This is a genomic window from Rhodococcus sp. OK519, from assembly GCF_003051005.1.
In the GTDB taxonomy this organism is placed as follows: domain Bacteria; phylum Actinomycetota; class Actinomycetes; order Mycobacteriales; family Mycobacteriaceae; genus Prescottella.
Map to the genome: position 1 here is coordinate 414490 of NZ_QAOW01000002.1, position 21591 is coordinate 436080.

General features: G+C 67.0%; 20 protein-coding genes. 12 read left to right on the top strand and 8 right to left on the bottom strand.

Annotated features, from left to right (window positions below; all coding sequences use genetic code 11):
- Positions 1 to 50 precede the first annotated feature (50 nt).
- Positions 51 to 824 carry a precorrin-6A synthase (deacetylating) gene (cobF, locus tag C8K36_RS09280; RefSeq protein ID WP_107984168.1) on the bottom strand — a complete coding sequence of 258 codons (774 nt, stop codon included), beginning with the start codon at positions 822 to 824 and terminating at the stop codon, positions 51 to 53.
- Here cobF and C8K36_RS09285 point away from each other — a divergent pair.
- The 3 genes from C8K36_RS09285 to C8K36_RS09295 all read left to right on the top strand — a co-directional run bounded on the left by C8K36_RS09285 (position 823) and on the right by C8K36_RS09295 (position 2583).
- The gene (locus C8K36_RS09285) at positions 823 to 1665 is read left to right on the top strand and encodes a thymidylate synthase (protein WP_107984169.1); all 843 of its coding nucleotides are present in this window, start codon (positions 823 to 825) and stop codon (positions 1663 to 1665) included. The two genes, cobF and C8K36_RS09285, sit on opposite strands and share 2 nt — an antisense overlap.
- Entirely contained in the window at positions 1665 to 2147 is a 483-nt protein-coding gene (locus C8K36_RS09290; protein WP_107984170.1) for a dihydrofolate reductase, read from the top strand. The genes C8K36_RS09285 and C8K36_RS09290 overlap by 1 nt, the downstream gene beginning before the upstream one ends.
- A 109-nt stretch (positions 2148 to 2256) precedes the next feature.
- Complete coding sequence (locus tag C8K36_RS09295; protein WP_107984171.1) at positions 2257 to 2583, top strand: cupin domain-containing protein; 327 nt, start codon at positions 2257 to 2259, stop codon at positions 2581 to 2583.
- A 30-nt stretch (positions 2584 to 2613) separates the two neighbouring features.
- Here C8K36_RS09295 and C8K36_RS09300 read toward each other — a convergent pair whose 3' ends face one another.
- On the bottom strand, positions 2614 to 3228 hold the full coding sequence (locus C8K36_RS09300; protein WP_107984172.1) for a TetR/AcrR family transcriptional regulator: 615 nt from the start codon (positions 3226 to 3228) through the stop codon (positions 2614 to 2616).
- Between the two features lie 205 nt (positions 3229 to 3433).
- Here C8K36_RS09300 and C8K36_RS09305 point away from each other — a divergent pair, with 205 nt between their 5' ends.
- The 3 genes from C8K36_RS09305 to C8K36_RS09315 all read left to right on the top strand — a co-directional run bounded on the left by C8K36_RS09305 (position 3434) and on the right by C8K36_RS09315 (position 6944).
- Positions 3434 to 4330 (top strand): AurF N-oxygenase family protein, encoded by an 897-nt coding sequence (locus C8K36_RS09305; protein WP_107984173.1) that lies wholly within the window; start codon positions 3434 to 3436, stop codon positions 4328 to 4330.
- Positions 4327 to 6096, top strand: a complete 1770-nt coding sequence (locus tag C8K36_RS09310; protein ID WP_107984174.1) for a DUF4873 domain-containing protein — start codon at positions 4327 to 4329, stop codon at positions 6094 to 6096. The genes C8K36_RS09305 and C8K36_RS09310 overlap by 4 nt, the downstream gene beginning before the upstream one ends.
- A gap of 113 nt (positions 6097 to 6209) precedes the next feature.
- Positions 6210 to 6944 (top strand): aldo/keto reductase, encoded by a 735-nt coding sequence (locus C8K36_RS09315; protein ID WP_258195345.1) that lies wholly within the window; start codon positions 6210 to 6212, stop codon positions 6942 to 6944.
- A 49-nt stretch (positions 6945 to 6993) separates the two neighbouring features.
- Here C8K36_RS09315 and C8K36_RS09320 read toward each other — a convergent pair whose 3' ends face one another.
- Together C8K36_RS09320 and C8K36_RS09325 are read right to left on the bottom strand one after the other, a co-directional pair.
- A complete protein-coding gene (locus tag C8K36_RS09320; RefSeq protein ID WP_420910865.1) occupies positions 6994 to 7407 on the bottom strand; it encodes a (R)-mandelonitrile lyase in 414 nt (137 codons plus the stop codon).
- Positions 7346 to 8200, bottom strand: coding sequence for an aldo/keto reductase (locus C8K36_RS09325; RefSeq protein ID WP_107984177.1), 855 nt, complete (start codon positions 8198 to 8200; stop codon positions 7346 to 7348). Before C8K36_RS09325 ends, C8K36_RS09320 begins: the two co-directional genes overlap by 62 nt.
- 375 nt (positions 8201 to 8575) lie before the next feature.
- Here C8K36_RS09325 and C8K36_RS09330 point away from each other — a divergent pair, with 375 nt between their 5' ends.
- Positions 8576 to 10261, top strand: a complete 1686-nt coding sequence (locus C8K36_RS09330; protein ID WP_107984178.1) for a GAF domain-containing protein — start codon at positions 8576 to 8578, stop codon at positions 10259 to 10261.
- Between the two features lie 13 nt (positions 10262 to 10274).
- Here C8K36_RS09330 and C8K36_RS09335 read toward each other — a convergent pair whose 3' ends face one another.
- Positions 10275 to 12614: an excinuclease ABC subunit UvrA gene (locus C8K36_RS09335; RefSeq protein WP_219909997.1), complete on the bottom strand. Its 2340-nt coding sequence runs from the start codon at positions 12612 to 12614 to the stop codon at positions 10275 to 10277.
- A gap of 77 nt (positions 12615 to 12691) precedes the next feature.
- On the opposite strand from C8K36_RS09335, the gene C8K36_RS09340 reads away from it, so the two are divergent.
- Positions 12692 to 13651: a helix-turn-helix transcriptional regulator gene (locus tag C8K36_RS09340; RefSeq protein WP_219909998.1), complete on the top strand. Its 960-nt coding sequence runs from the start codon at positions 12692 to 12694 to the stop codon at positions 13649 to 13651.
- Between the two features lie 28 nt (positions 13652 to 13679).
- On the opposite strand, the gene C8K36_RS09345 is transcribed toward C8K36_RS09340, so the two are convergent.
- Positions 13680 to 14060: a hypothetical protein gene (locus tag C8K36_RS09345; RefSeq protein ID WP_181319481.1), complete on the bottom strand. Its 381-nt coding sequence runs from the start codon at positions 14058 to 14060 to the stop codon at positions 13680 to 13682.
- A gap of 150 nt (positions 14061 to 14210) precedes the next feature.
- The gene (locus C8K36_RS09350) at positions 14211 to 14849 is read right to left on the bottom strand and encodes a response regulator (RefSeq protein WP_107984340.1); all 639 of its coding nucleotides are present in this window, start codon (positions 14847 to 14849) and stop codon (positions 14211 to 14213) included.
- Positions 14850 to 14999: 150 nt separating this feature from the next.
- On the opposite strand from C8K36_RS09350, the gene C8K36_RS09355 reads away from it, so the two are divergent.
- A complete protein-coding gene (locus tag C8K36_RS09355) occupies positions 15000 to 15356 on the top strand; it encodes a hypothetical protein (protein WP_107984180.1) in 357 nt (118 codons plus the stop codon).
- Positions 15349 to 15987 (top strand): Dabb family protein, encoded by a 639-nt coding sequence (locus C8K36_RS09360; protein WP_107984181.1) that lies wholly within the window; start codon positions 15349 to 15351, stop codon positions 15985 to 15987. Before C8K36_RS09355 ends, C8K36_RS09360 begins: the two co-directional genes overlap by 8 nt.
- A gap of 9 nt (positions 15988 to 15996) precedes the next feature.
- Here C8K36_RS09360 and C8K36_RS09365 read toward each other — a convergent pair whose 3' ends face one another.
- Entirely contained in the window at positions 15997 to 18318 is a 2322-nt protein-coding gene (locus C8K36_RS09365) for a LuxR C-terminal-related transcriptional regulator (protein ID WP_258195349.1), read from the bottom strand.
- A 157-nt stretch (positions 18319 to 18475) separates the two neighbouring features.
- On the opposite strand from C8K36_RS09365, the gene htpG reads away from it, so the two are divergent.
- Together htpG and C8K36_RS09375 are read left to right on the top strand one after the other, a co-directional pair.
- A complete protein-coding gene (htpG, locus tag C8K36_RS09370; protein ID WP_107984182.1) occupies positions 18476 to 20461 on the top strand; it encodes a molecular chaperone HtpG in 1986 nt (661 codons plus the stop codon).
- Between the two features lie 130 nt (positions 20462 to 20591).
- A complete protein-coding gene (locus C8K36_RS09375) occupies positions 20592 to 21581 on the top strand; it encodes a rod shape-determining protein (RefSeq protein ID WP_107984183.1) in 990 nt (329 codons plus the stop codon).
- Positions 21582 to 21591 lie beyond the last annotated feature (10 nt).

Below are 21591 nucleotides of genomic sequence, written 5' to 3' on the forward strand. Positions count from 1 at the left end.
CGCGGGGCGCCATTTCGCGCGCAGCGTCTCCGCGTTCGACGGCCGCGGGCTCAGCGACGGATCAGGTAGATGTCCATGATCCAGCCCTTGCGCTCGCGCAGGTCGGCGCGCACGCGGACGATCTCGTCCTCGACCTCGCGCAGCGTGCCGGAGATCAGGACCTCGTCGGGCAGGCCCAGGTAGGCGCCCCACCAGATCTCGGCGTCCTTGTCCGGGATGTGAGTGAAACTGCACTCGGCGTCGAGCATCACGACGGCGGTGCCGACGCCGTCGGGCAGGCCGTCGCGCAAGCGGCGCCCGGTGGTGATGTGGACGGGTTCGCCGATGCGGTTGAGCACGATGCGGTGCTGCGCGGCCAGCGACTGGATGCTCGTGACGCCGGGGATCACCGTGTAGCCGAACTCGACGTTGCCGCGGTCGAGGACGCGTTCGACGATCCGCAGCGTGCTGTCGTAGAGGGACGGGTCACCCCACACCAGGATGGCGCCGACGCCGTCCTCGGCCGCGAACTTCTCCTCGAACACGTGGGCGCGACGGTCGTGCCAGTCGTCGACGACGGTGCCGTAGTCGGCCTGACCGGAGCCTGCGGAGCGCACAGAAGGCACGTTCGTCCGATCGCGCGGAGGGTCGACGATGTCGACGATCCGGTAGCCGCGGTCCATGTGCTCGGACAGGATCGTGGTGCGCAGGTCCACCAGCTCCTGCTTCTCGTCGCCCTTGCCGATGACGAAGAACACGTCGGCCCGGTTCATGGCCTTGACGGCCTGGATCGTCACCTGGTCGGGGTCGCCGGCACCGATGCCGATCACGAGGAGCTCACGCATGGGGCAATTGTCCCGGCAACCGCAGACCCCACATAGACTCGGGTCCGTGTACTCGCCGTATGAAGATCTGCTCCGCCTGGTCATGGACTCCGGAACCGCGAAGGCGGACCGCACCGGAACCGGGACGCGCAGTGTCTTCGGGCACCAGATGCGCTGGGATCTCGCCGAGGGCTTCCCGATGATCACCACCAAGAAGGTGCACCTCAAGTCCATCGTGTACGAGCTGCTGTGGTTCCTGCGCGGCGAGTCCAACGTCAAGTGGCTGCAGGAACACGGCGTCACCATCTGGGACGAGTGGGCCGACGCGGACGGCGAGCTCGGCCCGGTCTACGGCGTGCAGTGGCGCTCGTGGCCCACGCCGTCGGGCGAGCACATCGATCAGATCACCAAGGTCATCGAGACCCTGAAGACCAACCCGGACTCGCGGCGCATCATCGTCTCGGCGTGGAACGTGGCCGACCTCGACGACATGGCACTGCAGCCGTGCCACGCGTTCTTCCAGTTCTACGTCGCCGACGGCAAGCTCAGCTGCCAGCTGTACCAGCGCAGCGCCGACCTTTTCCTGGGTGTGCCGTTCAACATCGCCAGCTATGCGCTGCTCACGCACATGGTGGCGCAGCAGGCCGGCCTCGAGGTCGGCGATTTCGTCTGGACCGGCGGCGACTGCCACATCTACGACAACCACGTCGACCAGGTGACGGAGCAGCTGTCCCGCGAGCCGCTTCCGTACCCGACGCTGAAGCTGAACAAGCGCGACTCGATCTTCGACTACACATTCGAGGACGTCGAGATCCTCGACTACCGGCACCACCCGGCGATCAAGGCGCCGGTGGCCGTCTGATGATCGGCCTGATCTGGGGTCAGACCACGGCGGGCGTCATCGGTCGCGACAACACCATCCCGTGGCGTGTACCCGAGGACATGGCCCACTTCAAGGACATCACGATGGGCCACCCCGTGGTGATGGGCCGGCTGACGTGGGATTCGCTGCCGCCGAAGTTCCGCCCGCTGCCCGGACGCCGGAACATCGTCGTCACCCGCCAGGACGGGTGGCACGCGGACGGTGTCGACACCGCGCACGGAATCGAGCAGGCCCTCACCCTCGTCGGCGACACGGCCTGGGTCATGGGAGGAAGCCAGATCTACACGGCAGCAATGCCGTTCGCCGATCTCCTGTCGGTGACTGAGATCGACGTGGATGTCGAGGGCGATGCCTTCGCCCCGACGATCGGCGACGAGTGGGTGATCGGCGACGAGGGCGACTGGCGCATCTCCGAGAAGTCGGGGCTGCGCTACCGATTCCTCACGTACGTGCGCGGCTGACGCCTTCCGGACGGTGGCCGAACCGTTAGGCCGATAACCGGGCCTTCGCGCGCGCGGTGGGTCATACTGCGGGTACCACCGTCCCCGCAGGCTCCGGGAGTGACCTTTGATGGACAAGACCTCGCTGACCGCCCTCGCCCGCCAGCAGCTCAAGCTGGCGGCCACGTCGTCGAGCGGGCGCAGTTCGCAGACCGTGTACGGGGGCCACCAACGCCACCTGCGTCAGACCGTGATCGCGCTGGGTGCCGGGAAGTCACTGGCCGAGCACGACAGCCCCGGAGAGGCGACCCTGCTGGTGCTCAGCGGCAAGCTCGCGCTGATCTGCGGCGAGGACTCGTGGAAGGGGTCCACCGGCGACATGCTCATCATCCCCGCTGCACGTCACAGCGTCGAAGCGCTCGAGGACGTCGCGTTCCTGCTCACCGTCGCGAAGTAGTCACACCAGAAGTAGTCACACCAGAAGTAGTCACACCAACTGAGCGGCAGGAGCCGGGACCCACGCGATCGACAGCAGTCCGTCCACGAAGTCGCGCAACGCGGCGTCACTGGACGTGTCGACGACGCCCCCGGTCGTGATGAGCGACGCGACCAACCGGAACGCCCACTCACACACGGCCCGCGGGTCGATCGTGGCCAACTGCTCGGCGGTCATCATCCGCTCGAACAACGGTGCGAGGTAGTCGGTGCCGCGTTCGATGAACGGCCGGGCACGCATCGTGAACCAGGGCAGGACGACCGCCGGATCGTCGCGAAGCCCCTTCTGCAGCAGGGCGTGCCGCCGCGCGTAGCCCACCGCGAAGACGACGCAGTCGGTGATCCCGCTGTCCAGTCGATCGCTCTCGAGGAGCACGGGCCGAAGCAGCGTGAAGAAGTGCGTGATCTCCCGCTGGAACAGCGCCTCGAAGATCTCGGACTGGTCACCGACATATTTGTAGACGGTGGGTCGTGACAGTCCCGCACGCTCGGCGATCACCGCGTGCAGGCGGGTGCCGTAACCGACGTCGATGAGACATGCCTCTGCCGCATCGAGGATTCGCTCACGAATCGCGATGGGGCTCAGATCTTGTGCGCGGGACTTCACGGCAGGGATTCTAACGGCGCCGGCCCGTACCGGCGCGTTGAAATCTCGGCGAAATCAGTGTTCCCGAGATTCACAGACACCATTGACCTCCTCGTCGGATGCGCTTACGTTCGAGGTGATACCGGCAACACGGCGCCGTATCGACGCGGCGCTCGCTCCCACACCCTCACCACCCACGGCGGGGGTTCACCGAGGAGGGACAGCCATGACACGGACGGTTGGTGCGCCCGATCGGGAAGCGTTCGCGGACAGACTTCTCCGCGGATCGGTCAAACGCTCGTATGCCCCGGTCGTCGACATGGACTGGGACGCCCCGCTCGAGGACGGCAAATACTTCCTCCCCCCGGACGTGCTGTCGCTCTACGGCACCCCGATGTGGGACACGATGAGTGAGAAACAGCGGATCGAACTGTCCCGACAGGAATCCGCGAACATCCTGAGCGTGGGGATCTGGTTCGAGAACATCCTCAACCAGGCACTGCTGCGGCATCTGTTGCACAACGATCCCGGCTCCCTCCACACCCGGTACACGCTGACCGAGATGGGCGACGAGTGCCGGCACATGGCAATGTTCGGCCGCGCGATCGAACGGATGGGCGCCAAGCCCTACCAGTTGCGGTGGTACCAGGCGGCCGCAGTCAACGTGTTGCCGAAGACATTCCGCGGCACGATGCTGTGGGTCGCGGCACTGATCGGCGAGGAGATCTTCGATGCGACGCAGCGTCGTGTCGTCGACGATCCGCAACTCCAACCACTGATCGCCCGGCTGATGCGCATCCACGTCACCGAGGAGGCCCGGCACATCCAGTTCGCCCGCGCCGGCGTCCGGCGGCGGATCGCGGAGACCCATCGACTCGAGAAGCTCTGGGTGGGTGCGGCTCAGGGACTCGGCGGTCTGCTGCTCGAGCGCCTGTTCACGAATCCCGCGATGTACCAGCGGGCCGGTTTGGATCCGCGCGAGGCCCGACGCCAGGCGCGGGCCAACCCGCACTTCCGCGAGAACCAGCGTCGCGGGTTCGCCGACCTCGCCGCCTTCCTCGAGGACACGGGAATGATGCGCCGCACCTCGCGAACGCTGTGGCGCCGGGCGGGATTCCTGTGACACCCCCCGCCGCCCCCGACGTCCTGATCGTCGGCACCGGGTTCTCCGGTCTCTGCATGGCAATACGGTTGAAGGAGGCCGGGTTCGACGACTTCGTCATTCTCGAGAAGGCGGCGGATGTAGGTGGGACGTGGCGCGAGAACACGTACCCCGGGTGCGGGTGCGACGTGATGTCGCTGATGTACTCGTTTTCCTTCGCGCCCAACCGGCGATGGACCCGCATGTACGCCCGGCAACCCGAGATCCTCGACTACATCCGGCGCGTCGTCGACGACTACGACCTGGCGCGGTACATCCGCTTCGATTCCGAGGTGGCGGGTTACGACTTCGACCAGACCGCAGACCGGTGGACCGTCCGCACCGCATCCGGCGATGTGTACCGGCCGCGAATCGTCATCGCCGGTCCCGGCCCCCTCCACAAGCCGCACATCCCCACCCTTTCCGGGCGGGAACGATTCGCGGGCAAGATGTTCCACTCGGCCGAGTGGGATCACGACGTCGACCTTGCCGGCAAGCGGGTGGCGGTGATCGGCACCGGGGCCAGTGCAGTGCAGTTCGTTCCGGAGGTCGCAAAGCAAGCCGCCCACCTCGACGTGTTCCAGCGGACCGCGCACTGGATCCTGCCCAAGCTGGACCGCCCGATCACCCCCACCGAGAAACGCCTGTTCGACGCGGTCCCGGGCGCCCGGAAGGCGTACCGCGGGGCGATCTACTGGACTCACGAATCGCTCATTGCCGGGTTCATGCACCCGCGCCTGATGGCCGGTCTCGAACGGGCGGCCCGGGGTCTGCTGCGCCGCCAAGTGCCGGATCGACGACTGCGTGCGACGCTCACCCCGGACTACACGATCGGCTGCAAGCGAATCCTGGTGTCCAGTAACTATTATCCGACGCTGCAGCGCGAGAACGTGGACCTGGTGACATCGGGGATCGCCGAGTTCACCGCGTCCGGCATCCGGACCGTCGACGGCGTCGAGCACCCGGCGGACGTCGTCGTGTTCGGCACGGGGTTCGAGATCGGCGAGCGGTTCGAGCACGAGCACATCGTCGGACGCGGCGGACAGACGATTCAGCAGGCGTGGCGTGACGGCATGGAGGGCTACCTCGGGGTCGCGGTGACCGGATTCCCGAACTTCTTCCTCATGATGGGGCCCAATTCCGGGGGTGGGAACCAGTCGATCGTCTTCGTGATCGAGGCCCAGGCGCACTACATCCTCGAATGCCTCCGGGCGATGGCCGACCGCGACGCCACCCGCATCGAGGTCCGCGCCGGGACGCAACACGACTTCAACCGCCAGGTGCACCGCAAACTCGAAGGCTCCGTGTGGAACTCGGGCGGCTGTGACAGCTGGTATCTCGACCGCACCGGCCGCAACCGCGCGGCCTGGCCCGGCTCGAGCGTGTCGTACTGGATGCGGACGCGCCACCCCGACCTCGGCGCGTTCGATCTCAGTTCGGCCTCCGACCGCGACGAGGAGGACTATCGGGGGCCGGCCGTGCTCGAGGGCGCCGGCCTGGCGCTGGACGTGGCCGTCCATCTGACGGGGCACATGGATCCGATCGACGGGAACTACCACTGGTACGGCCAGATCCGCGGCGACGACCGCGTCGCACAGCTGAAGCGGCCCGACGCCGGCACGCCCACCCTGAGGATCGGTGACGGCCCCACCGTGGACGCATCGCTCACCGAGCGCGATCCGTGGGGGCATTTCCGCGTCACGGGTGTCGGCGCTCCCCCGTTCGCCCTCGACGATCTGGTGGTTTGACGCTCGCCCGCCACCGGGGGTCCGGAGTCTGCGGTCGAGCGTGGATAGTTCGAACGGGGCCCCGTGTGCTCCCCGGAGGCGGAACACTGGATCCAGAACAATCGAGTTCGCTGTTGGACACCGCAGTCAGCTACGGCAACGAAGAAGCGGTCGGCCGCGCAATCGCGGCCTCCGGCGTCGCGCGTGAGGAACTGTTCGTCACCACGAAGTTGTGGATCCAGGACTCGCGCGACGGCGCCGCCGAGGACGCCACGAAACGATCCTTCGACGCCTCCCTGAACCGTCTCGGCCTGGACTACCTGGATCTGTATCTGATCCACCAGCCCTTCGACGACTACTACGGAGAATGGCGGGCGATGCAGGACCTGCATCGTCAGGGACTGATCCGGGCAATCGGGGTCGCAAACTTCTACCCCGATCGGCTGGTCGATCTCATCGAGCACAACGAGATAGCTCCTGCGGTCAACCAGATCGAGACACACCCGTTCTTCCAGCGGAGCGACTACCAGGAGCAGATGACCGCGCTCGGTGTGCAGATCCAGTCGTGGGGGCCCTTCGCCGAGGGCCGCAACAACCTGTTCACCGACCCCACCCTGACCGCGATCGCCGACGCCCACGGCAAGTCTGTGGCCCAGGTCGTGCTGCGCTGGCTCACCGAACGCGGCGTCGTGGTGATCCCGAAGTCTGTCCGACCCGAACGCATGGCGGAGAACTTCGACATCTTCGACTTCACCCTCAGTGACGAGGACATGGCGCGCATCGCCGGCCTGGATGCGGGCGCCTCGCTGTTCTTCGACCACCGCGACCCCGAGATGGTGCGCCGGCTCAGCAGCCGTAAATACACCTGAGCCCACGGGCCGCGACGGTATCCGGCAAACGAGATCTCGATGTCTCGATCTACTGCTGGTTCGCCGCCATGTACTGATCGTCGCCGACGGGTTCCTGCCAGGTGGTGGGGTCCTGTCCGTCGGGGAGTGCTTCGAGCATCGCGAGGTGACTCATGAAGGTGTCCGCACCGGCGCCGTGCCAGTGCTCCTCGTCGGGTGGGCAGACCACGGTGTCGCCGGCGCGGACTCGGACGATGTGGCCGTCGCGGGTGCCGACCAAACCGACACCTTCCGTGACGTGGAGGGTTTGGCCGACGGCGTGGCGATGCCAGTTGGTGCGGGCTCCTGGCGTGAAACGCACGAGCGCGACGGTCATCCGCGACGGTTCGGTGCCGCTGTAGATGGGGGTTGTGACTGGACTACTACTTGCCGCTGTAGACCGGGAAAACGCTGTCCTCGCCGTAGTCTCGGGCGCGCATGCCACGCAGGGTGTCCATGTCCTCGTCGGAAATGACGAAGTCCACCTCGGCGTTGCTGCGCATGTGCTCCGGGTTGGCCGTCTTGGGAAGCGACACGGTTCCCAACTGCACGGTGTAGCGGATACAAAGCTGTGGCACCGTCACCGAGTACCGATCGGCCATCGCTGCGACCTCCGGGTTCTTCAGGATCTTGCCATGAGCGATCGGCGAATACGCTTCCACGAGAACGCTCTTGCTTTCGCAGTAGGCGAGGAGTTCGGCCGGAGTGTTGCCCGCATGGACCAGCAACTGGTTCACCTGCGGTGCAACGGCGCAGACGTCGAGGATGTTCTCGAGATCCTTCTGCTCGAAGTTGGACACCCCGATCGAGCGAAGCTTGCCCGCGTTGTAGGCGTCTTCGAGGGCCCGCCAGGCCTCGCGGTTGCCCTCGGCGTAGTCACCGCCCCGGAAATCGTCCCAGGGCTGCGGGCTGTGGATCAGCATCAGATCGATGTAGTCGAGCCCCAGGGCGGCAAGCGAACCTTCGATGGCGGCGACCGCCCCGTCGTAGTTCTTGATCTCGGCGGCCAGCTTGGTGGACACGAACAGTTCGTCACGCGCGACGCCGCAGCTGCGGACTCCTTCGCCGACTCCACGCTCGTTGCCGTAGGCCTGCGCGGTGTCGATGTTGCGGTATCCGATCGCGACAGCATCCTTCACCGCGCGAGCAGCTTTGTCGTCATCGATGAACCAGGTCCCCAGACCCAGCTTGGGGATCTGGACCCCACCCGTCAGTGTGTATGTCTCGTTCAAGATCATGCGGCTCTGCTCCTTCGTTTCCTTCGGAGCGCACCATCGGGGCCCGCGCGGTTCCGGGCGCCACCAACGCTCACCCACTTCACGCTACGGGCGCGACACCCGTCGGTGGCAGACCCTGTCAGGACCCCTCACAGCCGGGTCTCCCTCAGGTCGAGATCAGAGAAGATCAGAGAGCTGCACATTCGGCTCTACAGAGGGAAGTCCGGCGTCGACCCCCTCCCCCGAGGATCGACGCCGGACAGTCAAAGGGTGTGAGGGGGCCACCACGATCCCGCTCACGATCACTTCACGGCATACATCGGGCACCCGCTGTAACGCGTTACAGCGGGAAACAACCGAATTCCCGGCATGTTTACCGGCGCATATGCTGCGTGCATGGCGGAGAACGGCAACTGGGACCTCGGGGAGCACGACAACCTGGAGGAACTGCTCGCCGACATGCACAGTCGTCTCGTGGACAGTGTCGCGACCCCGGCCCGGCTGCGCGAACTCCTCGAGGCAGTCCTCGTCGTCGGGGCCGGGCTGGAACTCGACTCGATCCTGCAGCGCATCGTGCAGGCGGCGACGACCCTGCTCGACGCGCGGTACGGCGCACTCGGTGTCCGGAATCCCGACGGCGGATTGTCGGAGTTCGTGTACGAGGGCATCAGCGCGGACCAGCGGGCGCGGATGGGGCATCTCCCCGAGGGACACGGGCTGCTGGGCCTGCTGATGGAGCACCCCCGCCCGGTCCGGGTCACGCACCTCGGCGCGCATCCGGCGTCGGTCGGGTTCCCGCCGAACCACCCGCCGATGGACAGCTTCCTCGGCATGCCGATCATCGTGCGCGGCCAGGTGTTCGGCAGCATCTATCTCACCGAGAAGCGCACCGGGCCGGAGTTCACCGACGAGGACGAGACGATCCTCGACGCGCTGGCCACGTCGGCGGGCGTCGCGATCGACAACGCGCACCTGTTCGAGGAGTCCCGCACCCGCGAACGCTGGGTCACCGCTCTCCGTTCGTCCAATGCGCGACTGCTGTCCGGCGGCTCGATCGACGAGGCGCTCGATCTCCTGGTGACCCGCACCCGCGACCTCTGTTCCGCCAGCGGCGCGTATGTGCTGGTGGTCGAGGACGGGTACGACGGCATCGTCGAGGCCGCGTCGTCCGAGGACGGACCCCGCCCCGGCGCCCACATCGACCTGTCGGAATCCGATCTGCTGCCCGTTCTCCATGGACGTCGGCCTGCCCTGCTCGACGAGCACGCCCGTCTCGGCCCGTTCGGCACCGAGCGCCCGGTGCGGGTCGCCGCGCTGCCGCTGTCCACCACGTCGGGTGTCGCCGGACTGCTGGTGGTGACGCGCGCGGGCACCAACAGTTGGGCCGCTGACGAGATCACCCGGCTCGGCTCGATGGCCGACTCCGCCGCCCTCGCCGTCGAGTTCGCCGACCAGCAGCACCGACGACGCCAGTTCGACGTGCTGGCCGACCGTGACCGCATCGCGCGTGACCTCCACGACAACGTCATCCAGCAGTTGTTCGCGACGGGGATGAGCCTGCAGAGTCTGCTGCTGGACACCAAGGCGCCGCTTCCCGAAGCCGCGGCCGGCACCGTCGTCCAGTCGGTGTCCCAGCTCGATCGGATGATCCACGAGATCCGCACCACGATCTTCGACCTGCAGACCACCGGCGACCAGGCCGGCACGAGCCTGCGCCGCCGTCTACTGGACGCGATCGGCGACCTGACGACCCGCTCCGAACTGGTGCCCAACGTCCAATTCACCGGTGCGATAGACACACTCGTGCCGCCGCGGATCCACCCGCACGCCGAGGCAGTGCTGCGGGAGGGGCTCAGCAATGCGCTCCGGCATGCCGCCGCGACCACGATCGACGTCGTCATCGACGCCGCCGACCGTCTGACGATCCGGATCTGCGACGACGGCGTGGGCGTGCCCGAGACGTCGCGACGCAGCGGCCTCGACAACCTGGCCCGGCGGGCCGAGCAGTGCGGCGGCACCTTCACCCTGCTGCCGGGCGTCAGCTGCGGCACCGAGCTGACGTGGCGGGTGCCGTTGCGGTAGAGCCCGCACTGCATCAACCCTCGTGCCGTGGTCCGGACGCTCGAGTTGCCGCGCGGCCGAGGTAGCGGCCGGTGACGGACGCAGTGGAGTGGATCAGTTCGTGGGGGCCGCCTTCGAACACGACGATGCCACCGTGGTGGCCTGCGCCGGGGCCGATGTCGATGATGTGATCGGCGTGGGCGATGACTCGCAGGCTGTGCTCGATGACGATGATCGTGGCTCCGGCGTCGACGAGCTCGTCGAAGAGCTGGAGCAGGCGGTCGACATCGGTACCGTGAAGGCCCGCAGTCGGCTCATCCAGGACGATTCTCAACTCGCTGACGTCGTCGATGTCCCCGAGGTGTCGGGCGAGCAGCAGGCGTTGACGCTCACCGCCGGAGAATGTGTCGAGGCTCTGGCCGATCGAGAGGTAGCCGAGACCGACCCGTTCGATCCACCGGAGCCGCTCAGCGATGTCGGGGCGCTCGGCAAGAACGTCGATCGCCTGGGCCGGATTCATCGCCAGGAGGTCTGCAATCGTGTGGCCACGGAAGGTGGCGGCCAGCGTGGTGGTGTTGAAGCGTGATCCGCCACAGGCGTCACACTCGGTGTGCACGTTATCGAGGAAGGCGAGGTCGGTGACAATGCTGCCCTTGCCCTTGCAGACAGGGCATGCCCCGCGCCCGTTCGCGCTGAACCAGGACTGATGAAGACCTGTGGCCGCGCTGAAAACGCTACGAATCGGCTCGGCAATCCCGAGAACGGTGATGGGGGTCGAGCGGATACCGCCCCTCAGCGGGGCCTGGTCCACGACCAGGAAGCTCGGATGTTGACGAGGCAGCTCGATCGTGAACAGAGTGCTCTTCCCGGAGCCCGCGACACCGGAGGCGGCGACGAACACACCGAGCGGAACCTCGACAGTGACGTCGCGCAGGTTGTGAGTGCATGCCTCCCTGATCGTCACCGATCCGCGGGGCGTTCTGATCCGTTCCCGCACGCGGATCGGGTTCTCGAGCATGCGGCCAGTTTCGGTGTCTGCCTGGAGAAGCCCTGCGGGAGTGCCCTCGTAGCGGATGGTGCCGCCGTTCGTTCCGCCGCCGGGGCCGAGGTCGATGATGTGATCGGCGGCCTCGATGACACTGGGGTGGTGCTCGACGACCAGAACGGTGTTGTGCGCGTCGCGGAGCTGGGCGAGCAGTTCGAGAAGCCGGTGCACGTCATGCGGGTGAAGACCGGTGCTCGGCTCATCGAATACGTAGCTCACGTCGCTGAGCGCACTGCCGAGGTGCCGGACGATCTTGACGCGCTGAGCCTCACCCCCCGAGAGGGAACTCGAGTCGCGGTCGAGGCTGAGGTAGCCGAGCCCCACGGTGTCGAGGGCATCGAGCCGGTCTCCGACAGCCCGGAGCAGCGGCGCCACTGCGGTCGACTGCACGCCCGCGGCGACCTCGAGCAGGTCGCTGACCGGCAGAGCCGACCAGTCCGAGATCGAACGACCGTCGATCAGGCTCTTACGCGCGCGTTCGTTCAGTCGCGTACCGCCGCAGTCCGGGCAGCTGCGGCGCGTCACGATCTGATCCAGCGCCGCCTTCTCCTCGTCGGTGAGCCGCGATGGCCGCCTACGCAGATACGAGTTCCGTAGCCTCGGCAGGATTCCGTCGAAGATCCCCGAATCCGGGTACTCGGGATCGGGATTCGCCAGCCGCAGTCCCTGCGCGTTCAGCAAGCTGTCCAGCTGGGCCGACGACAGGGATGCGAGCGGGAGGTCGGGGTCCACGAGGCCGGCGTGCACGAGCCGCTTCCATCGATAGGTGCCGGGCGCAAAGGTCGGGAACCGCACCGCGCCCTCCCGCAGACTCCGCGAGGGATCGAGCAGCCGTGTCAGATCGATGTCGTCGACGGTGCCGATGCCCTCGCAACGAAGGCACATTCCGTTCGGGTCGTTGAACGAGTATGCGGGTGAGAATCCTGCCGAGGGCTCGCCGACCCGCGAGAACAGCAGGCGCAGCAGGGGCGCGATGTCGCTTGCGGTGCCGACGGTCGAACGGGTGCTGCCCGTGAAACGGCGCTGGTCGACGATCGTGGTGAACGTCAACCCGTCGACCCGGTCGACATCCGCCGGCGGATGCTGCGGAAGTCGGTTCCGTACGAACACCGGGTAGCTCTCCGCGGCCAGTCGTTCGGCCTCTGCCGCGATCGTGTCGAACGCGAGGGACGACTTCCCCGACCCGGACACGCCGGTGAATACCGTCAATCGATGCTTGGGCACACGCACCGAGAGGTTGCGAAGGTTGTTCGTCCGTGCACCCTCGATCGTGATCCACGATCCACGGTCCCGATCGCGCCCCTGAGGTTCACCTGCATCCGGCTTCATTCTCTCGACGCTACAATCGATTGTGGACGTATTCTGACCACAATTCACGGCCTGAGCAGCAGATCAGGGGGTCGGCCATGGCGAACCCACGGGAACGGATGCTGCGGCTGCTGTCCCTGCTGCAGTCCGGCCGCCACTGGTCCGCCGTGGAACTGGCCGCCGCGATGGAGGCGACTCCGCGTACCCTGCGCCGCGACATCGAGCACTTGCGGGACCAGGGCTACCCGGTCGTGAGCACCCGCGGACCGGGTGGCCACTACCGACTCGTCGCCGGAGCAGCGCTCCCGCCCCTCATGCTCGATGACGATGAGGCCATCGCCTCGGTTCTCGGACTCAGGCTCGTCACGGCGGGCGGCGCCGGAGTCGACATTCAGTCCGACGCCGCCGACCGTGCGATCGCGAAGCTTCGCCGAATCCTGCCCACACCCCTGCGACGCAAGACCGACCAAGTGCTCGCCGCCATCGACATCGACGCCACACGCCACCCCCAGCCCAGCTCGGATGTCGTACGCCGCCTTGCCGAAGCCATCACGACGCACACCAGCGTCACCTTCGACCACGCGCACGGCGGCCGAAGCAGCAGCCGGACCGTCGAGCCCTATCGGATCGTCCGCGCCCGGGGACGCTGGTATCTCTTCTGCTGGGACACCCTCCGTGACGACTGGAGGAGCTTTCGCCTCGACCGGATCACGTCTCCGCTTTCCTCGAACGCCGCGTTTCCGCCCCGGCCTCTACCGGCCGATGATGTCGCCGGCTACGTCACCGAACAGTTCGGCGGACCCGCGCAGCTGCGCGTCGTGCTGACCCTCCACACGGACGCGCGCGATGCCGCATCTCGTCTACACCGCATCGACGGATCTATCGAGCCGATCGACGGCACGCGATGTCGATACACGGCCCACGTCGACTCCTTTACGTGGCTCGCCACCGTTCTGGTCCTCTCCGGCCTCGATTTCACCATCGAGGAGTCGGACGAATTCGGAAACTACATCGCCGACGCGGGGCACCGCCTTCTCGCCGCGGTCGCGGACCGATAGTCGCTCGTCCGGATCGCGTCCCCGACACCTAGTGGCGATAGATCTCCACGTGGGCGTTGGTGATGACTCCGGCATTCAACGACGGTGCGCCCCAATTCGTTCCGCATGCCCCGGCCGCCTCGCCTGTCGGTACGAAAGAGCGACTGGACTGGGTGTAAGGGCCGATCGCGTAGAACGGAAAGGCGTTGGGGATGCCGTGAAGGCCCCAGCAGTCGACGATCAGCACGTACTCGCGACCCGGGGGCGCATCGATGTCATGGCATGTAGCCGTCGCATTGAATGGATCCCACCGCACGCCGCAGTCCGCAGGGTCAGCCTGCGCGGCGCCGGAGCCGATGAATGTCGCGCAAGCCAGCCCCGATACGACCACGGCCGTGACGCGCGCAGTTGCGAGAAGTGTGTTCCTCATCGATACCCTCCCAGTAGCAGATACAACCAATGTCGGTTGTGCGCGACGGGGCGTTACCGTTGCGGTTGAATATTGCCGCCGGCCTTACCCTTTCACTCTGCGTGGAGCTATCTCGGACGGAACTCGTCCTCGGCAGCGCCGATCGGCCGGCTAGCTCCGACGGTTGCTCCGCAGCTCCGTCGCGAGAACCGCAGCCTGGGTGCGTCGCTGCATGCCCAGCTTGGCGAGCAGCCGGGACACGTAGTTCTTGATCGTCTTCTCCGCCAGGAACAGTCGCTCGGCGATCTCGCGGTTGGTCAGGCCCTGCCCGATGAGGTCGAAGACGGCCCGCTCCTGGTCGGACAGTTCGGCGAGCGGATCGGCGGTGCGCTCGGAGCGCATGCGCTGCATCAGCGCGGCCGTGGCACGGCTGTCGAGCAGCGATCCGCCGGCGCCGACGGTCCGCACGGCCGAGATCAGATCGGTGCCGAGGATCTGCTTGAGCACGAACCCGGACGCGCCGGCCATCACGGCGTCGAAGAGCGCCTCGTCGTCGGCGAACGACGTGAGCATCAGGCACCGCAGGTCGGGGAGAACATTGCGCAGGTCACGGCACAGTTCGACGCCGTTGCCGTCGGGCAGTCGGACGTCGAGTACTGCCACGTCGGCGCCACTGGACGGAATCCGCGCCATCGCCTCACCGACCGACGCGGCTTCACCGACCACGGTGAGGTCGGGAGCGCTGCCGAGCAGATCCACCAGCCCGCGTCGCACGATCTCATGGTCGTCGACGAGAAAGACCCGGGTCATCGGTGCCACCTCCGTAGTTGTCATCGAAACGCTACCGCGCCTCGCTCCCGTCACCGGTGCCGGACCTCCCGCCACATGGAACCGGATCTGGTGATGTCGCACACGCCACACCTACCGTCGGCGTCGAGTTGATGCGGCGAGAGGAGTCCGATGACGCGCACGGCGGAAGCCACCGTCTACATCGTCGACGAGATGATGGTCCGGCCCGGGCGGGCACGCGCCTTCCTCGCCGCGTATCTCGAGCGGTACGCGCCGGGGGCCGAGGCGCGCGGCCTCACCCTCGAACGCGCGCTGATCAGCCCGCCGGTGTGGCTCGACGACCAGTCGAACACGGTGACCGTCACGTGGACGGTCGCGGGAGTGGACGCGTGGTGGCAGCAGCGGTGGGCCGCGGGGCGCGACCCGAGCGTCGCACAGTGGTGGGCCGACGCCGAGGATTGGCTGGTCAGCCGCAACCGCAGCACGTCGTGCACGGTCGAGGATCTTGCGGCGGTGACCGGTGTTTGAGGTCACGAAGCTGATTCGGTTCACCGACTCCGTGGACGAATCCGAGCGGGAGACAGTGCTGTCGGACCTCGCGTCCGACGTCGCACCGCACGCCCGCCACACCCTGATCCGCCCCACCTTGCCGGGCGGCATCGCAGCGGGGGACGCTATCGCACGGTTCCGGTTCGACACAGAATCCGATTGGCGCGCAGCACAGAATGACGTCGAGCGACGGCTCTGGACGGCAGCCGTCGCGCATGTGGACTCGGTGACCCACACCGGGACACCCCGGCCCGCGAAGAACGAGACAGAGCCGACCGTGTACCGCACTCTGCTGGTTGCGGTCGATCCGGCAACGGATCCGAACCTGGTGCGGCAGTTCGAGTCCGAGACCGCCCACATGCCCGACCATATCGCCGCGATCGGCGCCTCGCAGCTCAGCCGGGTGCACGACGCGTCCGGCACGGCCCGCTGGACGCACGTGTGGGAGCAGGAGTACGCGAGCCTCGAGGGGCTGACCGGGCCGTACATGACACACCCCTACCACTGGGCCCACGTCGACCGGTGGTTCGACTTCGAGCGCGGACAGAAGGTCGTGACGGCGTTGTGCCACAGCTTCTGCCGAATCGACGAGCCGCTCCTCACCCGCTGATGCACGGTGTCAGCGGGCTCCCTCGCGCTTCGCCATCCATGCAGCAACCTGGGTGCGCGACGTGAAGCCGAGTTTGGCGAGGATGTGGTCGACGTGACCTTCCACGGTGCGCTGGGCGATGACGAGGCGCTCGGCGATGGCCCGGTTGGTCAGGCCCTCCGCCACCAGTTCGGCTACCTGCATCTCGCGCCGGGTCAGCACGGGACCACTCTCGGCGGGGGACTCCGGGAGGTCCGCAGGCTGCTCCCCGAGCGCGTACCCGACCGCCTCCTCGGTGTTCATGCCCACGCCGCGCCGATACGCGGCCTCGAAGCCGACCTCGCCGAGTGCCTCACTGGCGCTCTGGACGCACTGGTCGTGATAGGCCACCAACGGTTGAAACGTCGCGATGGGACTTCCCGTGGCGGTGAACAGCACGTCGGCGGCGCCGAGGAGCACAGCGGCCCGCTCCGGATCCTGTTCGGCGGCCGTCCAGGCGAGTTCCTCGAAACACCATGCCCCCCCGTACTGGTTGTCCAGTACACGTAGGAGCGGGAGGGCCTCCTCGAGCATCGCGATGCCCCGCGCGTGCTGCCCGTGCCGCCAGAGCGACGACCCGTAGTCGGACATCACCATGGATCGCCACATGATCTCGCCGCAGGGTTCGGTGACCGCGAGTGCCTCCTCGTAGCAGCGGGACGAGCCCTCGGGGTCGCCGAGGATATCGATCACGAATCCCAGCCAGTAGAGCGCCGGCACCATCTCGTGGAGGTTGCCCAGGGCACGAAAGGCCTCGACGGCGTTCGTCAGGTCGGTCCGAGCCGGCTCCAGATCGTCGCGAGTGACCGCGGCGTAGGCCGCCGCGGCTGCTGCCAGCGCCTCGGATTCGGCGTGCGGGTTCTCCCTGGCCAGACGGCGAGCCCGGTCCGCGAGGATGGTCGCCGCGACCGTGTCCTGCTGAAGTGCGGCGAGCGTACTGTTCGCGCACAGGGCTTCGACCCGGTCGACGGCCGGCCCCTCGTCTTCCGCGAGGAACCGATCGAGCCAGTAGCGGCCCTCGTTGAACCTTCCCCTCACGATCAAGAAGGGGTTGAGCGCCGTCACCATCCGCATCGCGTCGAGTACCGCCCCCGCATCCGTCAGGCAGAACTCGAACGCCTCACGAATGTTCGCCTGCTCCCGAGCCACGATCGCCGACCACTCCGCCTGCCGGGGGCCGACCCAGTCGTCTTTCATCCGCAGGACGAGTCCCTCGTACCAGTCCCGGTGCCGCCGGCGCACGATGTCCGTCCAGCCGAAGAGTTCCAGCTTCTCCTGCCCGTACTCGCGAATCGTCTCGAGCATCCGATACCGCGCGAGCCCACCCGTCGATTCGGTCTCGTCGCGGAGGACGACCGACTTGTCGACCAGTGCCGCCACGGTGTCGAGGATGTCCACCTCTTTCGGGTCGTCGACGAGCACGCCTTCGGCGGCCTCGAGATCGAAGCCGCCGGCGAATACGGACAGGCAGGCCCAGAGCCGCTGTTCGGTCTCCGTGCACAGGTCGTAGCTCCAGTCGATGCTCATACGCAGCGTCTGCTGTCGGCCCGGGCTGGTGCGCCCACCGCGCGTCAGTAGCCGGAATCGGTCGCTCAGCCGCTCCCTGATCTGCTCCACGGACAGTGCCCGCATCCGGGCGGCCGCCAACTCGATCGGCAGCGGCAGTCCCTCGAGGCGCGCACAGATCTCCTCGACCACCGGCCGGTTCTCGTCGGTGATCCGGAAGTCGGGCACCGCGGCGCGCGCCCGCTCCTCGAACAGGGAGACGGCGTCGGAGGACGAGGGATCCGTACCCGAACCGGGGACGGCCAGCGGCGGCACCCGGACGACGGCCTCCCCTCCGATGCCGAGCGCCTCACGGCTCGTCGCCAGGATGGACAGGCCGGGACAGGAACGGAGCAGGGTGTCCGAGAAGGCCGCGACGGCCGCCACCAGATGCTCACAGTTGTCGAGGATCAGGAGGACTCGGCCGTCGGCCAGGTTCTCGACCAGCACGGCTTCCGGAGGTCGGGCCGACCAGTCCTGCAAGCCGAGCACATCGGTCACGGTCTGTGCCAGCAGGTCCGGATCGCGTAGTTCCCCCAATTCGACGAACCAGGTTCCGCCGGTGAACACCTTCCGCGATTCGCGGGCGACCCGCAGCGCGAGTCTGGTCTTGCCGACGCCGCCGGGACCGGCGAGCGTCACCAGCCGCGATTCGGACAGCAGGCGCCTGGTTTCGGCCAGCTCGGTCTGCCGTCCCACGAAGCTGTCGAGCTCCTCGGGAAGACTCCCTCTGCCGATTCCGGTGTCGGCCCGCACAGCACCGCTCACGATTCCAAGATACGTCGTGGGACGTTCCGGAAAGCAGCTCTCACCAGCGAGCGGACGTAACGTTCGCGGCACGCGAACAGCCGGTTCATACGAGGCGGGAGCGGGTGGCCGACCGCTACGATCAGCGTCGAACGTTCTGCTGTCGAAGGGACCACGAATGACCACGGGTATCGAGCAGCGCGAGTTTCAGGCGGAAACTCGCCAGATCCTGGATCTGATGATCCACTCGGTGTACTCCAACAAAGACACCTTCCTGCGCGAGTTGGTGTCGAACGCGTCGGACGCACTCGACAAGCTCAAGCTCGAGGCCTTCCAGGACAAGGACCTCGAAGTCGACACATCGGACCTGCACGTCGAACTCGAAGTCGACGCCGACGCGCGGACGCTCACGGTGCGCGACAACGGCATCGGCATGTCCCGCGACGAGGTGGTCGACCTGATCGGCACGCTCGCCAAGTCGGGCACCGCCGAACTGCGCCGCAAGCTGCGCGAGGCGAGGGAAGGCGCCGTCTCGGAGGCCGCTCAGGAGGAACTGATCGGCCAGTTCGGCATCGGCTTCTACTCGACCTTCATGGTCGCGGACACCGTCACCCTGCTCACCCGCAAGGCCGGCGAGCAGCACGCGACACGGTGGGAGTCGAGCGGCGAATCCACCTACACGATCGAGTCGGTCGACGACGCACCACAGGGCACGTCGGTGACGCTGCACCTCAAGCCCGTCGACGTCGACGATCACATGTACGACTACACGTCCGAGCAGAAGCTGCGCGAAATCGTCAAGCGCTACTCGGATTTCATCGCGTACCCGGTGCGCATGAAGGTCGAGCGTCCCGCACCGAAGCGCGACGACGCGACCGAGGAGGGCACGGACGGCACGGAGGACGCGGCGGTCGAGACGGTCACCGAGACCCTGACCCTCAACTCGATGAAGGCCCTGTGGGCCCGGCCGCGTGGCGAGGTCTCCGACGACGAGTACAACGAGTTCTACAGGCACGTCAGTCATTCGTGGGACGACCCGCTCGAAGTCGTCCCGATGAAGGCCGAGGGCACGTTCGAGTACCAGGCGCTGCTGTTCATCCCGTCGCACGCCCCGTTCGACCTCTTCGCCCGCGAGCACCGTTCCGGCATCCACCTGTACGTCAAGCGGGTGTTCATCATGGACGACTGCGACGAACTGATGCCCGAGTACCTGCGCTTCGTCAAGGGCGTCGTGGATGCACAGGACCTGTCGCTCAACGTGTCTCGGGAGATTCTGCAGCAGGACCGGCAGATCCGCGCGATCCGGCGGCGCCTCACCAAGAAGGTTCTCACCACGATCCGCGACATGATGACGTCCGACGACGACACGTCGCGGGAGAAGTACCGGACGGTCTGGTCGCAGTTCGGTCGGGTCCTCAAGGAGGGCCTGCTCTCGGACGCCGACAACCGCGACATCCTGCTCGAGATCTCGTCGTTCCCCTCCACCCACAGCGAGGACGGGCAGACCACGCTCGCCGAGTACGTCGGACGCATGAAGGACGGGCAGGAGCAGATCTACTTCCTCACCGGCGAGACCCGGCAGCAACTCGAGGCCTCGCCGCACATGGAGGCATTCCGAGCGAAGGGTCTCGAAGTTCTGCTGCTGACCGACCCCGTCGACGAGATGTGGGTGACGTCGGTCCCCGAGTTCGACGGCAAGCCGCTGCAGTCCATCGCGAAGGGCGAAGTGGACCTCGATACCGAGGAAGAGAAGAAGGACGCCGAGGCCGAGCGTGAGGAGCAGGGCAAGCAGTTCGCCGATGTCCTCGCATGGCTCACCTCGACCCTCGAGGAACAGGTCAAGCAGGTCCGCCTGTCGACCCGACTGACCGACTCCCCCGCCTGCATCGTCGGCGACGACTACGGCATGACGCCGTCGCTCGAGCGCATGTACCGGGCGTCGGGCCAGGAGGTCCCGCACTTCAAGCGGATCCTCGAACTCAACCCGACGCACCCCCTCGTCGAGGGCCTGCGGACCGCGCACGCCGAGCGGGACGACGATCCGAGCCTCGCCGAGACCGCCGAATTGCTCTACGGCACCGCGCTTCTCGCGGAGGGCGGCGAGCTCGAGGATCCGGCACACTTCGCAAAAATGCTCGCGAATCGCCTGGCACGGACCATCTAGACACGTCCACCGGCCGCGGCGGCGCCCGGGGGAGTTCTTCTCCTGCGGGCGCCGCTCGAAACCGGCCATGAACCTCCCCCGGGTGCGTAGCATCTAATCCATCTCGTTCGATTCCCTTCGGGAGGCCGACGTGCGTGGACTTGGCATAGATCTCGGAACGACGAACACTGTCGTCGGCACAGTGGAGGACGGAATCGTTCTGAACGAACCGTCTTTCATGCTGGTTCGGAACAAGGATCCGCACCGCGCCCTCGCAATCGGCCAGGATGCACGGAATCTCGTCGGTCGTACGCCTGCCGGCATCACGCAGGTTCGCCCGGTGCGTGACGGCGTCATCGTGGATCTGGAGTCGGCCCGGGCATTCGTCACGGCCGTCATCGAGCAGGTCGCCCCGCGCCGACGGTACGGCCGGCGGCCGACGGCCGTCATCACGGCTCCCGCAGGCGCCACCCCACTCGAACGTCGCGCGCTGCTCGAGGTCGGGCACGAGGCAGGACTCCGAAAGGTCGGACTGATTCCGGAACCGGTGGCGGGCGCCCTCGGGTGCGGCGTCAATCCGCTCGAGCCTCGCGCGCATCTCGTCGTGAGCGTCGGCGGCGGTAGGTCCGAGGTCACCGCCGTCTGTTTCGGTGGCGTGATCTCGCACCGCAGTTGCCAACTCGCCGGCGAAGAACTGACCAAGTCGCTGCACCACTACCTGCGCGAAGAGCACCAGATCATCGTCGGCGAGCTGACCGCCGAGCGCGCCAAGATGGGCGCACTCGACGCCGCCGAGGAACAGTCCGTCGTGGTGGAGGGACTCGACGCCGTCACCGGGCGCGCACGGCTGATCTCTCTCGACGTCGAGGAGATAGTGGAGGCGCTGCGGCCGACCACGACGGGAATCGTGCAGACTCTGACCGCCTGCCTGGAAGATCTTCCCCCGCAGGCGATCAGTGACGTGATGTCCGAAGGAGTCCTGGTGATCGGTGGCGGCGCGATGCTCCGCGGACTGTCCCACCTGTTCGAAGAGTCGTTCGGTCTCCCGGTGAAGACGGCCGAGCGGCCGCTCACGTGCGTCGCCGAGGGCGCCACGGCCTGCCTGGATCACCCGGAGGTCGTTGCCGCCTACAGCGGCTGACCACCTGCAG

What these genes read in the sequence shown, in the direction of transcription:
- C8K36_RS09295 (WP_107984171.1), top strand. Translation starts at nt 2,257, where the DNA reads ATGGACAAGACCTCGCTGACCGCCCTCGCCCGCCAGCAGCTCAAGCTG.
- C8K36_RS09340 (WP_219909998.1), top strand. Translation starts at nt 12,692, where the DNA reads ATGGCGAACCCACGGGAACGGATGCTGCGGCTGCTGTCCCTGCTGCAG.
- C8K36_RS09335 (WP_219909997.1), bottom strand. Translation starts at nt 12,614, where the DNA reads ATGAAGCCGGATGCAGGTGAACCTCAGGGGCGCGATCGGGACCGTGGA.
- C8K36_RS09355 (WP_107984180.1), top strand. Translation starts at nt 15,000, where the DNA reads ATGACGCGCACGGCGGAAGCCACCGTCTACATCGTCGACGAGATGATG.
- C8K36_RS09285 (WP_107984169.1), top strand. Translation starts at nt 823, where the DNA reads ATGGGGCAATTGTCCCGGCAACCGCAGACCCCACATAGACTCGGGTCC.
- C8K36_RS09350 (WP_107984340.1), bottom strand. Translation starts at nt 14,849, where the DNA reads ATGACCCGGGTCTTTCTCGTCGACGACCATGAGATCGTGCGACGCGGG.
- htpG (WP_107984182.1), top strand. Translation starts at nt 18,476, where the DNA reads ATGACCACGGGTATCGAGCAGCGCGAGTTTCAGGCGGAAACTCGCCAG.
- C8K36_RS09345 (WP_181319481.1), bottom strand. Translation starts at nt 14,060, where the DNA reads ATGAGGAACACACTTCTCGCAACTGCGCGCGTCACGGCCGTGGTCGTA.
- C8K36_RS09330 (WP_107984178.1), top strand. Translation starts at nt 8,576, where the DNA reads ATGGCGGAGAACGGCAACTGGGACCTCGGGGAGCACGACAACCTGGAG.
- cobF (WP_107984168.1), bottom strand. Translation starts at nt 824, where the DNA reads ATGCGTGAGCTCCTCGTGATCGGCATCGGTGCCGGCGACCCCGACCAG.
- C8K36_RS09325 (WP_107984177.1), bottom strand. Translation starts at nt 8,200, where the DNA reads ATGATCTTGAACGAGACATACACACTGACGGGTGGGGTCCAGATCCCC.
- C8K36_RS09305 (WP_107984173.1), top strand. Translation starts at nt 3,434, where the DNA reads ATGACACGGACGGTTGGTGCGCCCGATCGGGAAGCGTTCGCGGACAGA.
- C8K36_RS09290 (WP_107984170.1), top strand. Translation starts at nt 1,665, where the DNA reads ATGATCGGCCTGATCTGGGGTCAGACCACGGCGGGCGTCATCGGTCGC.